The 20298-nt window shown below is 64.3% G+C and carries 17 protein-coding genes; 10 read left to right on the forward strand and 7 right to left on the reverse strand.

The annotated features are described in order from the left end of the window. Positions 1–44 precede the first annotated feature (44 nt). From A2J02_RS03460 to A2J02_RS03475, 4 genes are all read left to right on the forward strand, one after another. Complete coding sequence (locus A2J02_RS03460; RefSeq protein ID WP_068046810.1) at positions 45–704, forward strand: response regulator transcription factor; 660 nt, start codon at positions 45–47, stop codon at positions 702–704. Position 705: 1 nt separating this feature from the next. Continuing rightward, on the forward strand, positions 706–2106 hold the full coding sequence (locus A2J02_RS03465) for a sensor histidine kinase (protein WP_231893896.1): 1401 nt from the start codon (positions 706–708) through the stop codon (positions 2104–2106). 124 nt (positions 2107–2230) lie between these two features. Beyond that, a complete protein-coding gene (locus tag A2J02_RS03470) occupies positions 2231–3595 on the forward strand; it encodes an MFS transporter (RefSeq protein WP_068046942.1) in 1365 nt (454 codons plus the stop codon). A gap of 25 nt (positions 3596–3620) precedes the next feature. After that, entirely contained in the window at positions 3621–4559 is a 939-nt protein-coding gene (locus A2J02_RS03475) for a TAXI family TRAP transporter solute-binding subunit (RefSeq protein WP_068046813.1), read from the forward strand. A 22-nt stretch (positions 4560–4581) separates the two neighbouring features. On the opposite strand, the gene araA is transcribed toward A2J02_RS03475, so the two are convergent. Genes araA through araB form a run of 3 tightly spaced genes read right to left on the reverse strand, consistent with a single transcriptional unit; the run spans position 4582 to position 8451 of the window. Beyond that, a complete protein-coding gene (gene araA, locus A2J02_RS03480) occupies positions 4582–6066 on the reverse strand; it encodes an L-arabinose isomerase (RefSeq protein WP_068046816.1) in 1485 nt (494 codons plus the stop codon). Between the two features lie 37 nt (positions 6067–6103). Beyond that, positions 6104–6781, reverse strand: coding sequence for an L-ribulose-5-phosphate 4-epimerase (locus A2J02_RS03485; protein WP_068046821.1), 678 nt, complete (start codon positions 6779–6781; stop codon positions 6104–6106). Further along, on the reverse strand, positions 6778–8451 hold the full coding sequence (araB, locus tag A2J02_RS03490) for a ribulokinase (RefSeq protein WP_068046824.1): 1674 nt from the start codon (positions 8449–8451) through the stop codon (positions 6778–6780). The genes A2J02_RS03485 and araB overlap by 4 nt, the downstream gene beginning before the upstream one ends. A 255-nt stretch (positions 8452–8706) precedes the next feature. Here araB and fdhA point away from each other — a divergent pair, with 255 nt between their 5' ends. Then, a complete protein-coding gene (gene fdhA / locus A2J02_RS03495) occupies positions 8707–9924 on the forward strand; it encodes a formaldehyde dehydrogenase, glutathione-independent (RefSeq protein WP_068046827.1) in 1218 nt (405 codons plus the stop codon). Positions 9925–9950: 26 nt separating this feature from the next. Beyond that, on the forward strand, positions 9951–10154 hold the full coding sequence (locus tag A2J02_RS03500) for a zinc-ribbon domain-containing protein (RefSeq protein ID WP_068046830.1): 204 nt from the start codon (positions 9951–9953) through the stop codon (positions 10152–10154). A 60-nt stretch (positions 10155–10214) separates the two neighbouring features. Here the strand turns inward: A2J02_RS03500 and A2J02_RS03505 are convergent, their stop codons facing one another. After that, entirely contained in the window at positions 10215–11372 is a 1158-nt protein-coding gene (locus tag A2J02_RS03505; RefSeq protein ID WP_068046833.1) for a beta-ketoacyl synthase N-terminal-like domain-containing protein, read from the reverse strand. Between the two features lie 191 nt (positions 11373–11563). Between A2J02_RS03505 and A2J02_RS03510 the strand changes: the two genes are divergently transcribed. Beyond that, positions 11564–13171 carry a sensor domain-containing protein gene (locus A2J02_RS03510; RefSeq protein ID WP_068046836.1) on the forward strand — a complete coding sequence of 536 codons (1608 nt, stop codon included), beginning with the start codon at positions 11564–11566 and terminating at the stop codon, positions 13169–13171. 113 nt (positions 13172–13284) lie between these two features. Then, complete coding sequence (locus tag A2J02_RS03515) at positions 13285–14217, forward strand: arabinofuranosidase (protein ID WP_068046945.1); 933 nt, start codon at positions 13285–13287, stop codon at positions 14215–14217. A 14-nt stretch (positions 14218–14231) separates the two neighbouring features. On the opposite strand, the gene A2J02_RS03520 is transcribed toward A2J02_RS03515, so the two are convergent. From A2J02_RS03520 to A2J02_RS03530, 3 genes are all read right to left on the reverse strand, one after another. Continuing rightward, positions 14232–15257 carry a phosphotransferase family protein gene (locus A2J02_RS03520; protein WP_068046839.1) on the reverse strand — a complete coding sequence of 342 codons (1026 nt, stop codon included), beginning with the start codon at positions 15255–15257 and terminating at the stop codon, positions 14232–14234. Continuing rightward, positions 15254–16465: an acyl-CoA dehydrogenase family protein gene (locus A2J02_RS03525; protein WP_068046842.1), complete on the reverse strand. Its 1212-nt coding sequence runs from the start codon at positions 16463–16465 to the stop codon at positions 15254–15256. The genes A2J02_RS03520 and A2J02_RS03525 overlap by 4 nt, the downstream gene beginning before the upstream one ends. A 91-nt stretch (positions 16466–16556) precedes the next feature. Next, complete coding sequence (locus tag A2J02_RS03530; protein WP_068046844.1) at positions 16557–17174, reverse strand: TetR/AcrR family transcriptional regulator; 618 nt, start codon at positions 17172–17174, stop codon at positions 16557–16559. Between the two features lie 153 nt (positions 17175–17327). Here A2J02_RS03530 and A2J02_RS03535 point away from each other — a divergent pair, with 153 nt between their 5' ends. Beyond that, positions 17328–18965, forward strand: a complete 1638-nt coding sequence (locus A2J02_RS03535) for a class I adenylate-forming enzyme family protein (RefSeq protein ID WP_068046847.1) — start codon at positions 17328–17330, stop codon at positions 18963–18965. Continuing rightward, positions 18962–20254, forward strand: coding sequence for an MFS transporter (locus A2J02_RS03540; RefSeq protein WP_068046850.1), 1293 nt, complete (start codon positions 18962–18964; stop codon positions 20252–20254). Before A2J02_RS03535 ends, A2J02_RS03540 begins: the two co-directional genes overlap by 4 nt. The last annotated feature ends 44 nt before the right edge of the window (positions 20255–20298 follow it).

Raw genomic sequence — 20298 nt, forward strand, 5'->3', positions numbered from 1 at the left:
CTCATGCCCGCGTTCACCCCCGATGGTGGCCTATCTTGAGTTCGATGCGAATAGCTGTGGTGGAAGACGACGACGGACTCGGCGACGCGTTGGTGGACGCGTTGACCGAGGTGGGGCACACGCCTGTCCGTATGCGCCGCGGCGCCGACGCCCTGCTCGGCTACCACGACATGGACGTCGTGCTGCTCGATCTCGGACTGCCCGACATGGATGGACTGGAAGTTCTCCGGAAGCTCAGGACGCTGAGTTCGGTTCCGGTGGTGGTGCTGACGGCGCGGGACGACGAGCGCTCGGTGGTACGTGCTCTGCGCGGTGGCGCAGACGACTACGTCGTCAAGCCGGCGCGATTGGGTGAACTACACGCCCGACTCGAGGTGGCCGCACATCGTCGGAGTTCGGCGTCGGGACCCGCGGCGGACAGGCTGACGCTCGGGGACGTCGTCGTCGATCTCTCCGGGCGTGCCGTGGAAGTCGGTGGACGCGCTGTTGCACTGACCACCAAGGAGTTCGACCTGTTGGCGCATCTCGTGACGCGTCGCGGCGAAGCGGTGAGCCGGGAACAGTTGATGGACGCCATCTGGGGCGACGCCTATGTCGCGATCTCACGAACTCTCGACGTCCATATGACGGCGTTGCGTTCCAAGCTCGATCGCCCGGGTGCCATCGTCACCATCCGCGGCTTCGGCTACCGCTGGGACATCTGACGTGCGACGGCGTGTCCTGTTGGTGTTGATGATCTACTCCACCGTCGTGGTGCTTGCGCTGTCGGTTCCTCTCGCGCTCCTGGTCGGTCGCGAACGGGCCCAACGGTTCGGTGAGAACAGGGCCGCGGCAGCATCGTTCTTTGCCGAACTCAGCTCGCGAGAAGACGAATCCGGCGTGGCCCGTATCCGAGAATCGGTGCAGCGCTACAACAGTCTGTACGACGAGGGCGTTGCGGTCGTCGACCGCACCGGAGAGGCACGCGCGGTGTCCGGCCTCGACCTGCAGCGCGATGACGTCCGGCAGGCAGTGGCAGGCGCGTTGCGCAATCAGCGCGGTGACCTACCGTCGAGTCTGACGCCGTGGTCGGATTCCTCGGTGTTGATTGCTGCACCGGTCGGTGGGGGCACCCAAGTGGACGGAGCAGTGGTTCTCGAGGCGTCCACCGATTCCGCACGCAGGGACGTCGCGATCACCTGGGTGGTCATCGCCCTCGGTGCCATGCTGATTCTCGCGACGGTCGCGGTGATCGCTGTTGCGTTGTCGCGCTGGGTCGTTCGACCGCTCACCGCACTGTCCTCGCGTGTCCACACGTTCGGCGACAAGTTCCACGATCAGGCGTCGATCGAAGGATCGCAACGCCTCGAGCCGGTACCCTACGTCGGGCCACCGGAGGTGCGTGAGCTCTCCAGTGCCTTCGAGGCCATGGCCGACGACGTCGAGGCCGCCACCGCTGCGCAACGCCGATTGGTGGCCGATACCGCCCATGCTCTCCGGAACCCACTGGCAGCGTTGCGAATTCGTATGGACGTTCTGGGAATGCGCGTTCCGGATTCGGCAACCGATGCGCACCTGAGGACCACGCTCGAAGTCGATCGTCTGAGCTCCGTCGTGGAAGACCTGCTCGTTCTCGCAGCTGCCGAAACCCCGACGACCACTCGATTCCCAGGGTGTGACCTCGGTGCGGTTGTCGCAGATCGAGTCGGATTCTGGTCGACCTCGATAGCCGTGGCCGACATGACCGTGCACGTCTCGGAGCCGAAAGCCGACACGCAGTGTCGCGTTGCGATGTCCGAGGACGACCTGACTCGAATTCTCGACGCTCTGCTGAGCAACGCAACCAAGTACGCCGGCGCCGGTGCCGGCATCGAGGTCGGCTACCGAACCGGAGACGCGGACGTCACGATGTGGTTGTCCGACAACGGACCCGGTGTGCCCGCAGACGAGCTCGCCAAGGTCGTCGACCGGTTCTATCGAGCGTCGGGTGCGCACGGAGACGGTACCGGTCTCGGTCTGTCGATCGTCCACGCCCTGACCGAGCGAGCCGGTGGATCGCTTCGAGTCATGGCGGGTCGACCAGTGGGGCTTCGGATCGAGCTGCGGCTTCCGAGGGCCGTTTCCTAAGGGAGTGTTAGGAAATCCGAAACGGCTTGGTTCCAGGCTGTGCTTGCCGTCACAGTAGGGAGGCTTCGGTTGCCGATCGTTTCCCGGCAGCCCACTTGCCCGCTGAATGTGGAAGGACCAAACCATGGCCAACGAGGCCACTTCGATCACCGGTTCGACGCTCCCGAGTCCACCCGTCTCCTCGCGCGCTGCCACCCGCCGTGCCCTCTTCAACACGTTGCGGGGTTCGTCCGGCAACCTGGTCGAGTGGTACGACGTGTACGTCTACACCGTCTTCGCGACGTATTTCGAGAATCAGTTCTTCGACTCCGCCGACAAGAATTCCACCATCTATGTGTACGGGATCTTTGCGGTCACGTTCTTGATGCGACCGGTCGGGTCGTGGTTCTTCGGCCGCTACGCGGACCGCAACGGGCGCAGGGCTGCGCTGACGTTCAGCGTCTCGATGATGGCGGCGTGCTCGCTGGTCATCGCGCTCACTCCGGGACGGGAGAGCATCGGCGTATGGGCCGCCGTGATCCTGATCCTGTGCCGTCTCGTTCAGGGCTTCGCCACCGGCGGTGAGTACGGTGCGTCGGCGACGTACATGTCCGAGGCCGCCACCCGTGAGCGTCGGGGATTCTTCTCGTCGTTCCAGTACGTCACCCTCGTCGGTGGGCATGTACTCGCACAGGTGACTCTGCTGCTGATGCAGGTGTTCCTCGAGCGCGAGCAGATCGAGGACTTCGGTTGGCGTATAGCCTTCTTCATCGGCGGAGTGGCCGCAGTGGTGGTCTTCTGGCTGCGTCGCAGCATGGACGAATCCTTGACCGAGGATCAACTGGACGCAGTGCGCAGCGGTGCGGACAAAGCCTCCGGCTCCCTGAAGGAATTGGTCGCCAACCACTGGCGGGCGTTGCTGATCTGCTTCATGGTCACGGCCGGTGGCACCATCGCGTTCTACACCTACAGCGTCAATGCACCCTCGATGGTCAAGACCGCATACGAGGACCGGGGGATGACCGGTACCTGGATCAACCTCGCCGGTCTGGTCTTCCTCATGCTGCTGCAGCCCATCGGCGGACTGATCAGCGACAAGGTGGGTCGCAAGCCGCTGCTCGTCTTCTTCGGCATCGGTGGCGTGCTGTACACCTACGTACTCATCACGTATCTTCCGACGGCGACGTCGGTGGTCCAGTCACTAGCACTGGTGTGCGTCGGCTACGTCATCCTCACCGGGTACACCTCGATCAATGCGATCGTCAAAGCGGAGCTGTTCCCCTCGCACGTCCGCGCACTCGGCGTCGGTTTGGGGTACGCACTCGCCAACTCGGCCTTCGGCGGCACGGCACCACTGATCTATCAAGCCGCGAAGAACGGTGGGCACGTGGGCTGGTTCATTCTGTACGTGACGGTCGTGATCGCCATCTCGCTGCTGGTGTACATCTTCGTACTGCGCAACAAGTCCGAGACCGTGCTCGACCGAGAGCAGGGTCGAGCGTTCCAGTGACCGGCTACGCCTTACAGTGACTGGCATGGCCGAGCCTGCAGCGTCGTTCTCGCGTAGAACGGCGCTGCAGGCCGGTCTGTTGGCCCTGAGCACTGCCGTCGTGGGTGCATGCGCGTCGGACCCGCCGCTGCAGCTACGCCTCGCGGCAGGCGAGGTCGGCGGCTTCTTCTGGGAGTTCGCCGGATTGCTGTCCGACGCTGCCGCGAAAACCGATGTTGCCGAGGTCGTTCCACTCACGACGGCCGGATCCGTCGACAACCTCGAGGCGTTGGGTTCACGGCAGGCCGAGCTGGCCCTGACGCTCATGGACGCCGCCTACGGTCATCCGAGCGGGGAGCTGGCGGCGGTGGGGTGCGTCTACGAGAACTACTTCCAAGTGGCTGTGCGAGCGGACTCCGATATCGAGTCCATGGACGGTCTGCGAGGGAGAAAGGTGAGCATCGGTGCCCCGGGATCCGGTGCCACCGAAGTGTCGCAGCGAGTCCTCCGCGCAGCGGGTGTGGCGGACGGCGGCGCTGTCGATCAGGTTCAGTTGTCGATGAGCTCGGCGGCAGATGCACTGACGGCCAACGAAATCGACGCCGTGATGTGGGCGGGCGGGTTGCCGACTCCGGCATTTGCCCAGCCTCGAGCCGCGATTCGTCTACTGGATCTGGGAACCGTCGTCACTGATCTCCGACGCGAATTCGGTACCGCGTACGAGGCGGTGCCGGTGCCGCCGAACGTGTACGGCGAGCATCCGGAGGTCACCACCGTCGGTATTCCAAATCTTCTGCTGGCACATCCGGATGTGCCGGACCGCGTGGTCGCTGCACTGGTGAGTGTGCTTCTCGATCAGTCGTCCGCGCTGGTGCCCGGTCAGGCGATCGGTAGTCAATTTCTCGACGCGCGGTCATTGGTGATGACCGGAAGCATTCCCCTCCACCCCGGAGCCGAACAGGAATACCGAAGACGTCACGGATGAGCCGGCGGTCGGAGCAACGACCTCACAGCTTCGCCGCGAGTCGGTGGTATGCCGCGTTCCATCGCAGTGTCTGTTGGAATTGACGTGTGGTGGTTGCGGAGTCGATGGTGAGCAGCTCGACGCCGATCATGTCCGAGAATGCCTCCAGCACGGGCAGTCCGATCGCGGTACTGAGAACCGTGTGGTGGGGTGCCCCTGCAGTCAGCCACGACTCGGCCGATACCGACAGTGAGGGCTGCGGTTCCCACACAGCGCAGGCCACCGGCAGATTCGGTAGCGCCTCGTCGGGCTCGACGACGTCGATCACGTTGGCCGTCAATCGGAATCGTTCACCGACATCCGAGAGTCCGACGACAACGCCGTGGCCGGGATCGGCGGTGAAGCGCAGGCGCACCGGGTCTTCGCGGCCGCCGATGGAGAGCGGGTGGATCTCGAGCGTAGGCCGCGAGGTCGTGATCGACGGGCACACTTCGAGCATGTGCGCGCCCAGGATCTTCTCGGCCCCCGGGACGAGGTTGTAGGTGTAGTCCTCCATGAACGACGTTCCACCGTCGAGCCCCTCGGCCATCACCTTCATAGCGCGCAACAACATCGAGGTCTTCCAGTCGCCCTCACCGCCGAACCCGTACCCGTCGGCCATCAGGCGCTGCACCGCGAGTCCCGGCAACTGGCGAAGCCCACCGAAATCCTCGAAGTTCGTGGTGAAGGCCGTGAATCCACCGTCGGTGAGGAACTTCCGCAGCCCGGCCTCGACCCGGGCGCCGTAGCGGAGCGATTCGTGGCGGTCACCGCCCTTGTCGAGACTCGGTGCGATGTCGTACGACGACCGGTATTCGTCGATCAGGTCGGACACGGCCGAATCGCTCACGCCGTCCACGACCTCGACCAGATCGTTGACGCCGTACGTGTTGACGGAGACTCCGAATCGCAGTTGGGCTTCGACCTTGTCGCCCTCCGTCACTGCGACGTCGCGCATGTTGTCGCCGAAACGTGCCAGGCACAGTGACCTCAACTCTGCGCGGCCGAGAGCTGCTCGTACCCACTGTTCCGCACGCTCGATCACCGCGGGGTTGTCGACGTGGCCTGCCACGATCGTGCGCAGAACACCTACTCGAGATTCGACGTGTCCGAACTCGCGGTCCCCGTGGGCGGCCTGGTTGAGGTTCATGAACTCCATGTCGATCGTCGACCACGGCAACGACATTCCGGCCTGCGTGTGTAGGTGCAGCAGCGGGACGTCCAACGCGTCGAGGCCGGCAATCCACATCTTGGCGGGGGAGAAGGTGTGCATCCAGGTCACGACGCCCACACATTCGTCGGCGGCGTTCGCCTCGCGCATACGGCGCAGGATCGACGACGCGTCGAGCAGCACCGGCTTCCAGATCACCGAGACGGGCAGTGCCGCATCGAGTTTGTCTGCGATCTCGCGAGACTGAACTGCTACCTGCTCGAGGGTCTCGGGGCCGTAGAGGCTTTGGCTGCCGGTGAGAAACCATATTTCGGACATGGGGGTACCTCCGTGGAGAGAAGATCGGACGCGCCGGTCAGCGCTGGCCGTAGACGTTCTGATAGCGGTCGTACAGTGCGTCGACCTTCGAGCTCGGAATGGGAAGCGGTTGTCCCAGTTGATATGCCAGGTGCACCGACCTCGCGACGTCCTCGCACATGACCGCGGCTTTCACCGCAGATCGGGCGGATGGGCCGACCGCGAAGACACCGTGGTTCTGCATGAGGATCGCCGGAGATCGACTGTCGGCGAGGGTATCGACGATGCCGCGTCCGATCGAGTCGTCGCCTATGACGGCGAAGGGGCCGACGGGAATGTCTCCGCCGAACTCGTCCGCGCACATGGTGGTGACCACAGGGATGGGTTCTCCTCGGGCCGCCCACGCCACCGCGTACGGCGAATGTGTGTGCACCACACCGCCGATGTGGTCGAGATGCCGGTAGACATAGGCCTGCGCCTCGGTGTCCGAGGAGGGTGCATGGTCACCCTCGACCACCCTGCCGTGCAGATCGCACACCACCATGTTGTCGGGCGTGAGGTCGTCGTAGGAGACTCCGCTGGGCTTGATGACCATGAGGTCCCGGCCGGGGACCCTCGCCGAGACGTTGCCTGCCGTCCAGACCACCAGTCCGTAGCGCACCAACTCGGAGTGCAACGTACACACGTCACGGCGCACTTCCTCGATGACCTCGCGCACATCGTCGACGACCGTCATGACGCGTCCACCTTTCGAGTCAGTGCGTCACGTCGAAGCGCCCGCAGTCGGCGCATGGTCGGCACGTCTCGGCCGAATCGATCGTGTAACTCCAGATAGATCTCGAACAGGGAATCGTAGGCCGCCGAGCGTGATTCGTCGGGCACGAATGCGCCGCGACGTATCTTGCCCATCGATTTCGCCGCGACGGGTACATCGGGGTAGCACCCGGCCGCAACCGCAGCATGGATGGCCGATCCCAGCGCCGGTCCCTGTGCAGAAGCGATGACCGACAACGGCATTCGTAGCACATCGGCGTATATCTGCATCAGGAGCGGGTTGCGTGCCAACCCTCCTGCCACCACGAACTCCTCGACCGGAACGCCGCTGTCGCGGAACGTCTCGACGATGACGCGGGTTCCGAACGCCGTTGCTTCGAGCAGTGCGCGGTAGGTGTCCTCGGGTCGCGTCGCCAGCGTGGTTCCGATGACCAGACCGGACAGTTCGTGATCGACCAGGACCGATCGGTTTCCGCTGTGCCAGTCGAGCGCGACGAGCCCGTGCTCACCCACGTCCTGCGTCTGCGCGAGGCGAGTCAGGTGTTCGTGTACCGACTCACCTGCCGCTTCAGCCGCCTCGCTGTACGACGCGGGAACCGAGGTCCGTGTGAACCATCCGAAGATGTCGCCGACGCCGCTCTGTCCGGCCTCGTAGCCGAAGGATCCGGCGACGATTCCACCGTCCACCACCCCGCACATGCCGGGAACTTCCTTCAGGACGGTCGAGCTCATCACGTGGCAGGTCGAGGTCCCCATGATGGCGACCATCCGGCCCGGTTCCACCGCTCCGGCCGCGGGGGCGGTCACGTGCGCGTCGACGTTGCCGACCGCGACGGCGATGCCCTCGGGCAGCCCGGTCCAGTGCGCGGCTTCGGCGGTCAACGTACCTGCGCGAGAACCCAACTCGCCCAACGGCTGATCGAGTTTGTCGGCGACGAAGGAACCGAAGCCCGGTGCCAGCTCGGCGAGGAAGTCTGCGGACGGGTAGTGCCCGTCCTGATAGATGCCCTTGTATCCGGCCGTGCACGCATTGCGCACGTAGTGTCCGCAGAGCTGCCAGACGATCCAATCGGCCGCTTCGACCCATCGGTCCATCGCGTCGTAGATCCCGGTGTCTTCCTCGTGGATCTGCAGCGCCTTGGCGAACTCCCATTCCGAGGAGATCAGTCCGCCGTAGCGGGGGAGCCAACTCTCGCCGCGCTGTTCTGCCAGTTCGTTGATGCGGTCCGCCTGCCCCTGTGCTGCATGGTGTTTCCACAATTTCACGTACGAGTGCGGCCGATCGGCGAAGCGCGGGTCCTCACACAGCGGAGTGCCGTCGGCGTAGGTGGGCACCATGGTGCACGCGGTGAAGTCGGTACCGATGCCGACGACCTGGTCGGGTTCGATGCCCGCGGCCGCCAGAGCGGCAGGCACCGCGCGGCGCAGGACGTCGCGATAGTCGTCGGGCACCTGCAGTGCCCACGCGTCGGGCAACCGAACCGTGCCTCCGGGCAGCGTCTCCTCGAGCACCGCGTGTCGGTAATCGTGGACTGCCGAGGCAATTTCGGCACCGTCGGACACGCGAACGACGACGGCGCGTCCGGACAGGGTGCCGAAATCGACACCTACCGTGTACTGGTCAACCGGCATGCAGAACTCCTTCGCGGTGCCACTCGATGTGACGTGTGCAACACAGTGTGAGCGCTAACATCGGTCGAGTCAAGTGCGTGGGATGCATCGGTTCATCGAGTGCGAGGCGAGAGTGTTCACTCGCGCCGATTCGAGTTTCTCGTCAACGCACCTATTCGCAACTGTGCATACTGGTGTGAGGCAGGCCACAGGTGCGATCGGGTCGATGATCTCGGCTCGATGAGCACACAACTCACTCGACGAAGAGGAGAACTCATGGCAGACAACCGCGCAGTGACGTACGCAGGACCGGGCAAAGTGGAGGTCCAGGACATTGCTTTTCCGGGCCTGGAGTTGACCGACGGCCCTGGAGTGAACCCGGCGAACATCGGCCGCAAGTGCGAGCACGGAGTGATCCTCAAGGTTGTCTCGACCAACATCTGCGGCAGTGATCAGCACATGGTTCGCGGGCGAACCACTGCACCCGAGGGGCTGGTGCTCGGTCACGAGATCACCGGTGAGATCGTCGAGGTCGGTAGAGACGTCGAGTTTCTGAAGGTCGGTGACATCTGCTCCGTACCGTTCAACATCGCCTGCGGCCGGTGTCGAAACTGCAAGGAGCGCAAGACCGGAATCTGTCTGAACGTCAACCCCGATCGACCGGGCTCGGCATTCGGCTACGTGGACATGGGCGGTTGGGTCGGCGGCCAAGCCGAATACGTCATGGCACCGTACGCAGATTTCAATCTGCTCAAGTTTCCCGATCGTGACCAGGCTCTGGAGAAGATTCTGGACCTGACCATGCTGTCGGACATCTTTCCCACCGGGTTCCACGGGGCGGTGACCGCAGGGGTGAAACCCGGTGCGACGGTGTACATCGCGGGTGCGGGCCCGGTCGGCCTCGCCGCCGCTGTCGGCGCACAACTACTGGGAGCATCGGTGGTGATCGTCGGCGACATGAACGCCGACAGGCTCGCCCAAGCGCGAACGTTCGGTTGCGAGACCGTGGACGTGGGCAAGGGAGCTCCGCAGGACCAGATCGAGCAGATCCTCGGAGTCCCCGAGGTCGACGCGGCCGTCGATGCGGTGGGATTCGAAGCCCGTGGCCACGGCGGCGATTCGTCTCGTGAAGCGCCTGCGACGGTTCTCAACTCGTTGATGGACATCACCACGGCCGGCGGTGGAATCGGCATCCCCGGGCTGTACGTCACCGGAGACCCCGGTGGCGTGGACGAGGCGGCCCAGCGCGGCGCGTTGTCGTTGAGTCTCGGCACCGGTTGGGCGAAATCGCTGTCGTTCGCCACCGGTCAGTGCCCGGTGATGAGCTACCACCGTGAATTGATGAATGCGATTCTGAAGGAACGTGTCTCGATCGCCAAGGCAGTGAATGCCACCGTCATCTCGCTCGACGACGCACCACGCGGCTACCGCGAATTCGACAGCGGAGTCGCACAGAAGTTCGTCATCGATCCACACGGCATGATCGCGAGCTGACGCCGTCCGAACCCTAGGCTGGTGTCATGTTTCTTCTCTTCGGTTTCGGCAGCAAGCGCAAACACATCGGCCCAGGGGCAACCCGAAACTGTCCGCGGTGCCACAACACCACCCAGTGGGCGCGGATGAAGCAGTATCAGCAATTCACGCTGTTCTTCGTTCCGGTCGCACGCTGGAAGCGCGTCGAATTCGAGGAATGCGGAATCTGCGGTAACGCAGCTCAGGTCTGAAGTCCGCACGCCGAGCCGGCAGCCCGCGACCACGCGGGCTGCCGGACCGACGAGTGCAGCTCACGCCGGAGCCAACACCACCACCGAGTTGTGACCGCCCATTCCCAATGACGATTTCACGGTCAATCCTGCCTCGGCGGTGGTGAATCCGTCGAGCAGCAGGGGATGAGCATCAGAGACCTGCGGGGCCGCCGGAACGAGTCCGCGCTCGAATCCCATGACTGCCGATACGGTTTCGATTGCCGAGGCCGCCCCCTGGCAGTGGCCCGTGAGCGGCTTCACCGAGTACACCTGTGCGTGGGATCGAAGCACCGTCTCCAACATCGCAGTTTCGGCCGCATCGCACTGTGCGGTGCCGGGACCATGAGCGTTGAGATACCGCACCTGCCGGGCAGTGACGTCGGCGTCGACCAACGCCTGCTCGAAGCAGGCCCGCACCTGAGTGAGCGCAGGGTCGATCGAGGTGGCATGAAACGCGTCGTGTGTCATCGAACCGCCCAGCACCCGCGCGTACGAGGCCGAGCTGCGCGTCGACAGTACGAATGCCGTTGCAGCCTCACCCATTCCGAACCCGCGGCTGCCTTCCTGGAAGGGGCGGCAGCCTTCCTGTGGCTCCACGTCCACGACACCGACGCCGAGCGCGACGAAGTGGTCGATGTTCTCCGGAGTCAAGGACAGGTCGGTGGCCACGAACACCACGTCGTCGACGAACCCGGTATCGAGCCACATCTTGGCGGTCAGCAGACCTGCATTGCCCGACGCACACATCGCCGAGACATTCATGGCCGGACCGTGAAAGCCGTATTCCTGCATCAACAGGGACACCGGGGTGGACGGCATCAGCGTGAGATAGTCACGAACACGGCGTTGGCCGCCGTCGTGCAGATAGAAATTACGCCACTCGTCCACTTCACCCAGGACGACGGCGTGGATGAGACCCACTCGCCGACCGGGTTGCCAGCCCCGCGCCATCGCGTCGTCGATGGCCTCCCGCGCTGCCCCGCGAAGTGCCCGCCCGAATCGGCTGGTGCCATCGCTCTGGTCCCCGCCGTCGGGGACTTTCGCCAGCCACACCGGGTTTTGCCCCGGTCGGGTGTGGTCGTGGTGCAGCGTGGCTGCCGCCTTGCCCGTGGACAGGCCGTCCCACAGGGCGGCTGCGCCCCGGCCGTAGCCGGACAGTGCGCCGATACCGGTGATGTCGATGCCGAGAGAGCTCACGTCGAAATCCGTTTCTTGTCGAGTTACGCGAACCGGATTCGGCTCGCTCCTCGATTTAGCCCCGCAAACAGGCGTCAGGTCCAGCCGAGAAACCGGACATAAAGTCGAAAACGGACATGAGTCGCCAACGGTACGTTCGTAAGTGGTTCAATCGGGTGTTGACCGTCCGTCTACGATCGCGAGGACCGAGCATGGCTCCAGGGGAGCGTGATGGCGTCGGCGACCCTCGATCGAGTCCCGCGTCGCCCGGACTCGCCGATCGCTACCGGGTTCTCGTCGAGCATTCGCCGGACGCCATCGGGGTCCATCGGCGAGGCATCCTCGTCTACCTCAACCCCGCCGGAATGCGATTTCTGCGTGCCGAGGCAGCAACGGACGTCATCGGGCATCCGATCACGAAGTTCATCGCCGCCGAATCGGTGGGCCCCATGCTCGCGCGGATCGCCGCGCTCGACACACACGGCACCGCCAGCGCCGCGTCGGAAGCGACGGTGCTGGCCCTCGACGGGACGACACTGGCGATGGAAGCGGTATCGGTGCGCACGGTGTGGAACGGTGAGCCGGCGTTTCAGGTCATTCTTCGCGATCTCACCGAACACAAGGCTGCGCAGAAGGCGCTGAAGAAGCAGGCCGCTCTGGTCGAGCACGTCAGCGATGCCATCATCGGTGTGTCCGCCGACGGTCTGGTGTCGAGCTGGAATCCCGCTGCGGAGTCGGTCTACGGTCGACCGGCAGCGGACGTGCTCGGACGTGACGTTTCGGCGGCCGTCGGGGTGCCCTGCGATCCGGCCGCGATTCTCGCTGTCGGCGGCCGACTGACCGATTCGCATCGACATGCCGACGGGACGGCGCTTGCGGTGATCGTGTCGGCTGCTCAGATGCCCGACGGCTATGTGTTGGTCTGCGCCGACCAGAGCGCAGTACGCAGAGTCGAGGATCATTTCACCGCGGTTGTGGAATCGCTGGAGGCCGGTGTCGTCGTTCTCGATCACACCGGCCGTATCGAATCGGCAAACCTGGCTGCGAAGACCATTCTCGACATCCAGGTCGGGTTGGCGACCGCAGGACAGGCATCCGTTCTTCCGTTTCGGGTGTACGGCACCGACGAAGAGCCGATTCACCCGTTCGAGCATCCGGTCGCCGTCACCAGGAAAACCGGTGAGCCCTGCCAGGCGGTGATCGGGGTCGAACGTCGCCGAGACGGTCGGAACTTCTGGTTGTCCTTGACGGCGACGATGCTCACCCCGGTCGATCCGAACCCCTCCGTGGTGGCGACGTTCGTCGACATCACCGACACCTACCGGATGAGCATGAAGCTCGAGCATGCGGCGACGCACGACGACCTGACCGGCCTGCCGAACAGGCCCTTGATTCTGGCTCGCCTGGACGAGCAACTGGCGATGCCCGATCGCGAGGACTCCATGGCCGTACTGTTCATCGACCTCGACAACTTCAAGACCATCAACGATCTACACGGTCATACTGTCGGCGACGCCGTTCTGGGGGTGGTGGCAGACCGACTGACACGCGCTCTCCCGGCCGATGCCTTCGTGGGTCGCATCGGGGGTGACGAGTTCGTGGCGGTCGTTTCGCGGTGCATCGGCACCGAGGCCGACGACGTTCGCGCCGAACTGGCCACTCCCATCACCGCCGCGGGGCGGGTGTTGACGGTGACGGCGAGCATCGGTGTCGTCACCGTCGACCGCGACGACACTCGAAGTGCACTGGACATACTCGACGATGCCGATCACGAGATGTACCAGGCCAAGCCCACGACTCAGTACATTTCGCATTCATAACAACATCGGTAACGATCTGTTGGAGCTGTTACCAAAGTGACGCATGATGCGTACGGGTCGGACATACTTCCTCGGTGACATCCACCGCACGCAGGTTCTTGTTCGTCGTCCCGATGGTGATCCTGACTGTCGCCGGACTGCTGTTCTCCGCCGCAGGAACAGGTGCCGCTGCACCCTCCTCGTGGCGATACACGATGGTGGCGTTCAGCAACGACAGCGATCGAGACATGGATGTCTACCAGTCCAGCGACGGCACCGATTTCACAGCACTGCAGACATCGGCGTACCGACCTCCGTCCGGAGTGGTGCGCGACGCGAGCATCTTCCGGCACACCGACGGGATGTACTACGTGACGTACACGACCGGCGGCGGTGCGAACATCGGCTTCGCGCGCAGCAGTGACCGCGTGAACTGGACGTTCCTGCAGAACTTCCCGATCCCGTTCTGCTGCGCTTTCCTACCGGGCACCGGGGCCGGTACCGGATCTGCCAGCCCTTCCGGATTCAGCGGATCGGCCGGCTTCTCGGACGGACCGTCGTTGTCTCCGTTCACCACGAAGGCATGGGCACCCGAGTGGTTCGTCGAGGGGGACCGCGTCAGCATCATCGTCTCGCTGTCGACCGGCGGCGGGTTCGTGCCGTATCTGATGACGGCCATGGATCCAGGCCTGAGGATGTGGAGCTTCCCGGTTCCGTTCGTGGGCATCGGAGCGGACCACATCGACACCACGGTGGTCAAGGTAGGGCCGACCTACCACGCGTTCACCAAGAACGAGACCCACAAGGTCATCGAGCACTGGACGGCACCGTCGTTGATCGGGCCGTACACCGTCGTTCCCACCCGCGATTTCGGACCACTGAAAGAAGGCCCGGCAGTCATCGAGTTGCCCGACGGCACCTGGCGTTTGTACTACGACGACTACACCAACCGAAAGTACTTCTACTCCGACAGTACGGACGGGCTGAACACCTGGTCCGAACCCCAGGAGCTTCCGGGCGTGTCCGGCACCGTCCGCCACATCGGTGTGATGAGAGAACCTGCCTGACAGCGGTTTTCGCGTCAGTCGGTGGTTCCTGCGAGTGCTCGCAGCCCGGCCGCGATGAACTCCCCGGTGGCCTCGGCGGCCTTGCCTGCACCGGCCCCGGTGTCGGAGCCCGACAGCGCACGGTAGGTGATTCCCTCGCCGATCACTCCGAGTTTGAAATTGGCGAGGGCGAGGTAGAAGCCCCAATCATGAAGCTCCCGACCGGATTCCACTGCGTAGTGTTGCGCGAGATCTGCCGCGGATGGGTACCGATCGCTCGTCCAGGCAGCGTCCGCGCCGAGGACCGCATCGAAGACCGGTTGGCGGTAGATGCACATCAGAGCCACGTCGGTCAGCGGATCGCCGAGCGTGGACATCTCCCAGTCCACCACCGCGGCAACGGAACCGACGTCATGTGCGTCGAGAATGGTGTTGTCGACGCGATAATCGCCGTGCACGATGGACGACGCAGATCCCGCCGGTACCGCTGCTTCCAGCGCGCGATGCAATCGTTCGACATCGGGTAGATCACGAGTCTTGACTCGTTCCCACTGCCGAGCCCACGTCGCGACCTGTCGAGAGACGAACCCGTCGGGACGGCCGAAGCTGCCGAGGCCCACGGCGTCGGGATCGACCGCATGCAGCCTGGCGAGCACTCGGACCAACTCGGCGGCGTTCTCGGTGACCTGAGCGTCCGTCAGATCGCGAAGATCCTCGCGGCTACGAACGACTCGGCCGGGTACGAAGTCGACGACGGTCATGGGTGCACCGAGCACCGAACCCTCCCGATCGAACGCAATGGTCCCGGCGACCGGAACGTCGGTGGATGCAAGGGCTTCCGTGACGGCCCACTCGCGGGCCATGTCGTGCGCCGAGGGGGTGAGCCCACTCGTGGGAGGGCGGCGAACAACCCATGTCGAGGAATCGTCGAATGCCTTGTAGGTGAGATTGGAGCGACCCCCGCTGATCATCTCGACCGACAGTTCACCGTCGACCTCGATGCCGTTCCCGCGCAGGAACTGCTCGAGCGCATCGCGATTCATGCCCGGAAGTTCGCTCACGACTGTGCCTCCCGTGCTGCGCGCTTGGCTGCACCGATCGTCCGCTTGGCGATGGCCCAGCGGTGTACCTCGGACGGGCCGTCGTACACACGGAACGGACGCACCTCGCGGGAGAGCCTCGCCAGCGGAAAATCGTCCGAAACGCCGAGGCCCCCGCACATCTGAATGCTGCGGTCGACGATGCGGAAGATCGCCTCGGCGGCGAACGTCTTGGCAATGGAGGTCTCGTTGCTCGCGTGCCCACCCCGATCCAGCTCGAAGCAGGCCTTGATCAGCAGTGCGCGGGTGGCCGCGATGTCGATCTCGTTGTCCGCGACCATCTTCTGCACCATGCCCAGATCGCCGAGCTTGCCGCCGAACCCTTCGCGCTGAGCGACCTGCGCCACGGCGATGTCGTGGGCCCGCCTGGAAGCTCCGAGCCACCGCATCACGTGAGTCATGCGGGCGGGCCCCAAACGCACCTGGGCGTAGGCGAATCCCTCGTCGACGGCCCCGAGAACGTTGTCGTCGGGCACGAACACGTTCTCGAAGAACACCTCGCAGTGCCCGCCGATCATGGCTTTGTCCAGGGTGCCGATGTGACGGCCGACTGTGATCCCCGCGGTGTCCGCAGGGGCCAGGAACATCGTCGCGCCGCCGCGATCTCCTGGCTTACCGGAGGTACGGGCCATGATGATGAAGAAACCTGCACCATCGGCACCGGTGATGAACCACTTGTGTCCGTTGATCTTCCAGCCACCGTCGACCCGCTCGGCCGCAGTGGTCAGGGCCGAGGGATCGGACCCGGCACCCGGGGCAGGTTCGGTCATGGCGAACGCCGAGCGCATGTCACCGCGCGCCAGGGGAGCGAGAAACTGCTCCTTCTGCGTCGTCGATGCGATGTGGGCGAGCATGTGCACGTTGCCCTCGTCGGGTGCGCCGAGGTTGAGAGCGATCGGTCCGAACAGTGAGTAACCGGCTTCCTCGAACACCGGAGCGCGGTCGCTCATGGACAGACCGTGGCCGCCGTATTCGACGGGGGCATGTGGGGCGAACACGCCGGCATCCTTGGCGGCTGCCTGCATTTCGACGCGAAGTCGGTCGCCGCCGGCATCGGCGACGTTCCCCAGAAATCGGTCCTCGATGGGAAGCACGTGTTCGCGAGTGAACGTGCGCGTCCTCTCGATCAACTTCTCGATGTCGGGGTCGAATGTCAGATCGATGGCCACGATGCGCTCCCATTCCGGTGCCGACCGAACACTCGCTCGGTCACTGGAAGGTTGGCACAATCACTCGATCGGGTCAAGGATTCCGGGGCAGCTACTCCCGCCCGCCGGTCGCGGCTCCGACCGTACGACGGGCAATGTCGAGATACACCGCCACCAGCTCGCTCGGAGACAGCGGCCCGTCGGGTCGATACCACGTTGCGACACCGACGCACATCGTCGTGACGGCTCGGCTGGCATCCGCCGGGTGCGGAGTGTCGAAGACGCCGGACTCGACGCCGTCGACGACGATGGCGTCGAGCAGTCGTTGTTCCTCGTCCCGCTTCGCGATGTACGCGGCGCGATTCGCGGATTCGAGGCTGCGGATCTCCGTCGAACACACGAAGGCGGCGTCGCGTCGGTGAATGTGGAACAGCAGCAGGGACTCCACGACCGCGTCGAACCGATCGCTCGGCAACGGACCTGCTTCGTTCTCGGCCGATCGAGTCCGATCCAGCAGTTCGTCCATCGACGCGTCCATGATGCCGACCAGCAGCGCCTGCTTCGATGGAAAGTGGTGGTACAGGCCGGGAACGGACAGGCCGGCACCTGCAGCGATCTGCCGCACCGATGTGCCGTGGTACCCCTGCTCGACGAACGTGTTCAACGCCGACGCCAATGCTGGGGAGAGGTTCGATCCCTCGTACGTGCGCCAGATGTGGGTCGCGGTCATGCGCTTACCGTAGAGGTCGACCGGGTTGTCACCGGCCGCTACGCACCGGGTTGACACCGAAGTTGTGATCCGTAACACTGTGAACACTATCGCCGAGCGAGTGTTCGGTCGGTCCTCCTGGGCCGAGATTCCGGTCAACCGAAAGGGCCGTCCATGACCCTCGACAGAGCGATCGGGCCTGCGACCGTCCTCGACGGATGGCGCAGGAGAGTGTCCGACGCCCCGGACCGGCCGGCGCTGGCGTACTTCGACTCCGTGCTCACCGCCCGCGAGGCGGACGAGGCATCCGACGCCCTTGCGGCCGCCATGATCGACCGCGGAGTGACGCGCGGCGACCGTGTCGGCATCTATCTGCAGAACATTCCGCAGTACCCCCTGACCTTTCTCGCGCTGTGGAAGATCGGGGCGGTCGCGTTGATCCTCAACCCGATGTACCGCAATCGCGAACTGCGGACGCTGATCGACGACGCAGAACCGATCGCGCTCGTCTGCGACGAACACGATCTCGAAGCCCTCGGTTCGACACTGCGTGGTAGTACGGTTCGGCTGCTCGTGAGCACCAGTGGACTGGACCTGCAGACCCGCAACGACCCGCGCGTCTTCACTTCGACGTCTCGCGTGACCCCCCGCCCCGACGACGATCTCATGGGCCTGATCGATCTGTACCGTGGCCGGTCCGTTCCCGAATTCGCCCCGCACCCGGACGATCTCGCACTCCTGGCCTACACGTCCGGAACCACGGGACCGCCGAAGGGTGCGCAGATCTCGCATGCGAACGCATTCGCGACGGCCCTGGATTTCGGGGAACGGGCCGGTCTCGCCGACGGGGACGTCGTGTTCGCCGTCGCGCCGTTGTTTCACATCACCGGCGCGATGCTCGACGCGGCGGTTGCTCTGATACGCGACTGTGTGCTCGTCTTCGCTCACCGTTTCCATGCGTCAGTCACTCTCGACGCCTTCGTCGAGCACCGCGTCACGTACACCATCGGGTCGATCACGGTGTTCAACGCGATCTCCGAGACTGCAGGTGCGACGCGTGCCCACTTCGAGTCGGTGAAGGCCTTGTACTCCGGCGGCGCACCCATTCCGCCCGCAACGGTCACCGCTTTCGAGTCCGCATTCGGGTGCTACATCCACAACGCGTACGGCATGACCGAAACGACAGCGGGCGTCATCGCGGTGCCGCCCGGCACCCGAGCGCCGGTGGACTCCGCAAGTGGGTCGCTGTCCGTCGGGCTGCCGTTGCCGCGAGTGACGTTGCGTACGTTGGACTCCTCCGGGGAGCCGACGGCCGCGGGAATCGCGGGGGAACTGGAGATCTCGGGTCCGCAGGTGGTCTCGGGCTACTGGCGCAATCCCGATGCGACCGCGTCGACGATGCCCGGAGGTCGTCTTCGTACTGGAGACGTGGCGATCATCGACGAAGGCGGATGGGTGTATCTCGTCGACCGGCTCAAGGATCAGATCAACGTGTCGGGGTACAAGGTCTGGCCCCGAGAGGTCGAGGACACCCTCTACGAACATCCCGCGGTGTTCGAGGCCGCTGTGGTGGGCAGGCCCGACGACTACCAGGGCGAATCGGTGGTGGCCTACGTATCCCTGCGCAACGGCAAGACGGTGACGCCGGATGCGCTGGTGGATTTCGCACGCGACCGACTGGCGGCCTACAAACGCCCGAAGGCCATTCACATCATCGACGAACTTCCCAAGACCCAGACCGGGAAGATTCGGCGTGCAGCACTCAAACCTGTTCCAGTGCAGAACCATTCGACCGAAAGCGACACTCCATGACCGTCGGATCATCACGCGATACCCGCTCGGCACCCGATATCTCCTCGCGGAAGAAATCGCTTTTCGCCAGCACCGTCGGCAACGTTCTCGAATGGTACGAGTGGAGCGCCTACGCGGTGTTCGCACCGTTCATCGCGGCGGCGATGTTCAGTCAGGCAGATCCGGTCTCGGCACTGCTGTCGACGTTGGCAGTGTTCGCCGTCGGATTCCTGATGCGGCCCCTCGGCGGCATCGTGTTCGGCCGGATCGCGGACAAGAAGGGCCGCAAGTTCGTTCTCGTCACCACGATGCTCATGATGGCGACCGGCAGCCTGCTGATCGGCATCATGCCCACCTACGGTGCGATCGGTGCCTGGGCCTCGGTACTGCTGTTGCTCGCACGCGTCATGCAGGGATTCGCGCACGGCGGTGAGTCGGCGACGGCGTACTCCTACGTCGGCGAGATCGCACCGCCGAACCGTCGGGGCATGTGGGGAAGCGTCGCGTTCGTCGCGATCTTCGGCGGGTCGGCTCTGGCGTACACGGTCGGTGGCGTCATCACCTCGACGCTGTCGGAATCGGCTGTCGGCCAGTGGGGTTGGCGTATCCCGTTCCTGCTGGGAGCACTCCTGGCGTTGTTCGCGCTCTACCTGCGCAAGAACATGGACGAGAGCGAGGTCTTCGATTCGGAGCAGAACAAGGTGGAACAGGCACCGATCGCACGCAAGACCGTCGTCAAGGCGATCGTGTTGATGATCGGAATGACGTCGGGAATCACTGCGGCGCACTACACCTGGACCTCCTACGTCTCGACGTTCGCCATCACGCAGCGGGGGATGAACCCGGACACCGCGTACTGGATGCTCGTCGTCGCTCAGTTGATAGCGCTGGTGTCCCTGCCGTTCTTCGGTCGTCTCTCGGATTCGATCGGTCGACGGCCGATGCTGGCCGCGTTCGCCGTGCTGATGTTCGTGCTGCAGATCCCGCTGACGATGATGATCTCGACGCAATGGTGGTCACTGCTGCTCCCGTCGACGGTGGCGTTGCTCGTCATCGCCGTCCCGGCATCCATCCTTTCCTCGACTCTCTCGGAAAGCTTTCCCACCCGACTCCGCACGCAGGCAATCGGATTCGCCTATTCGTTCTCGGTAGCGGTGTTCGGCGGAACTGCGCCGTATCTCAACCAGCTCTTCCTCGGCCTCGACTTGGGCTGGGTGTTCGGTGTGTACATCATGTTCCTGGCCGCTCTGACCGGTGTCGCCTGCTTCTTCATGAAGGAAACCAAGGGAATTCGACTCGAAGACGTGTGATCCGAACCGGCCGAGTTTGCTCCTGACGTGGCGTGAGGTTCTAC

Source organism: Rhodococcus sp. EPR-147, assembly GCF_001647185.1.
Classification (GTDB): domain Bacteria; phylum Actinomycetota; class Actinomycetes; order Mycobacteriales; family Mycobacteriaceae; genus Rhodococcoides.

Coding starts and splice junctions, on each gene's coding strand:
- A2J02_RS03470 (WP_068046942.1), top strand. CDS start 2,231: ATGGCCAACGAGGCCACTTCGATCACCGGTTCGACGCTCCCGAGTCCA.
- araA (WP_068046816.1), bottom strand. CDS start 6,066: ATGTCCGAAATATGGTTTCTCACCGGCAGCCAAAGCCTCTACGGCCCC.
- A2J02_RS03500 (WP_068046830.1), top strand. CDS start 9,951: ATGTTTCTTCTCTTCGGTTTCGGCAGCAAGCGCAAACACATCGGCCCA.
- A2J02_RS03510 (WP_068046836.1), top strand. CDS start 11,564: ATGGCTCCAGGGGAGCGTGATGGCGTCGGCGACCCTCGATCGAGTCCC.
- A2J02_RS03475 (WP_068046813.1), top strand. CDS start 3,621: ATGGCCGAGCCTGCAGCGTCGTTCTCGCGTAGAACGGCGCTGCAGGCC.
- A2J02_RS03530 (WP_068046844.1), bottom strand. CDS start 17,174: ATGACCGCGACCCACATCTGGCGCACGTACGAGGGATCGAACCTCTCC.
- A2J02_RS03515 (WP_068046945.1), top strand. CDS start 13,285: ATGGTGATCCTGACTGTCGCCGGACTGCTGTTCTCCGCCGCAGGAACA.
- A2J02_RS03485 (WP_068046821.1), bottom strand. CDS start 6,781: ATGACGGTCGTCGACGATGTGCGCGAGGTCATCGAGGAAGTGCGCCGT.
- A2J02_RS03460 (WP_068046810.1), top strand. CDS start 45: ATGCGAATAGCTGTGGTGGAAGACGACGACGGACTCGGCGACGCGTTG.
- fdhA (WP_068046827.1), top strand. CDS start 8,707: ATGGCAGACAACCGCGCAGTGACGTACGCAGGACCGGGCAAAGTGGAG.
- A2J02_RS03535 (WP_068046847.1), top strand. CDS start 17,328: ATGACCCTCGACAGAGCGATCGGGCCTGCGACCGTCCTCGACGGATGG.
- araB (WP_068046824.1), bottom strand. CDS start 8,451: ATGCCGGTTGACCAGTACACGGTAGGTGTCGATTTCGGCACCCTGTCC.
- A2J02_RS03540 (WP_068046850.1), top strand. CDS start 18,962: ATGACCGTCGGATCATCACGCGATACCCGCTCGGCACCCGATATCTCC.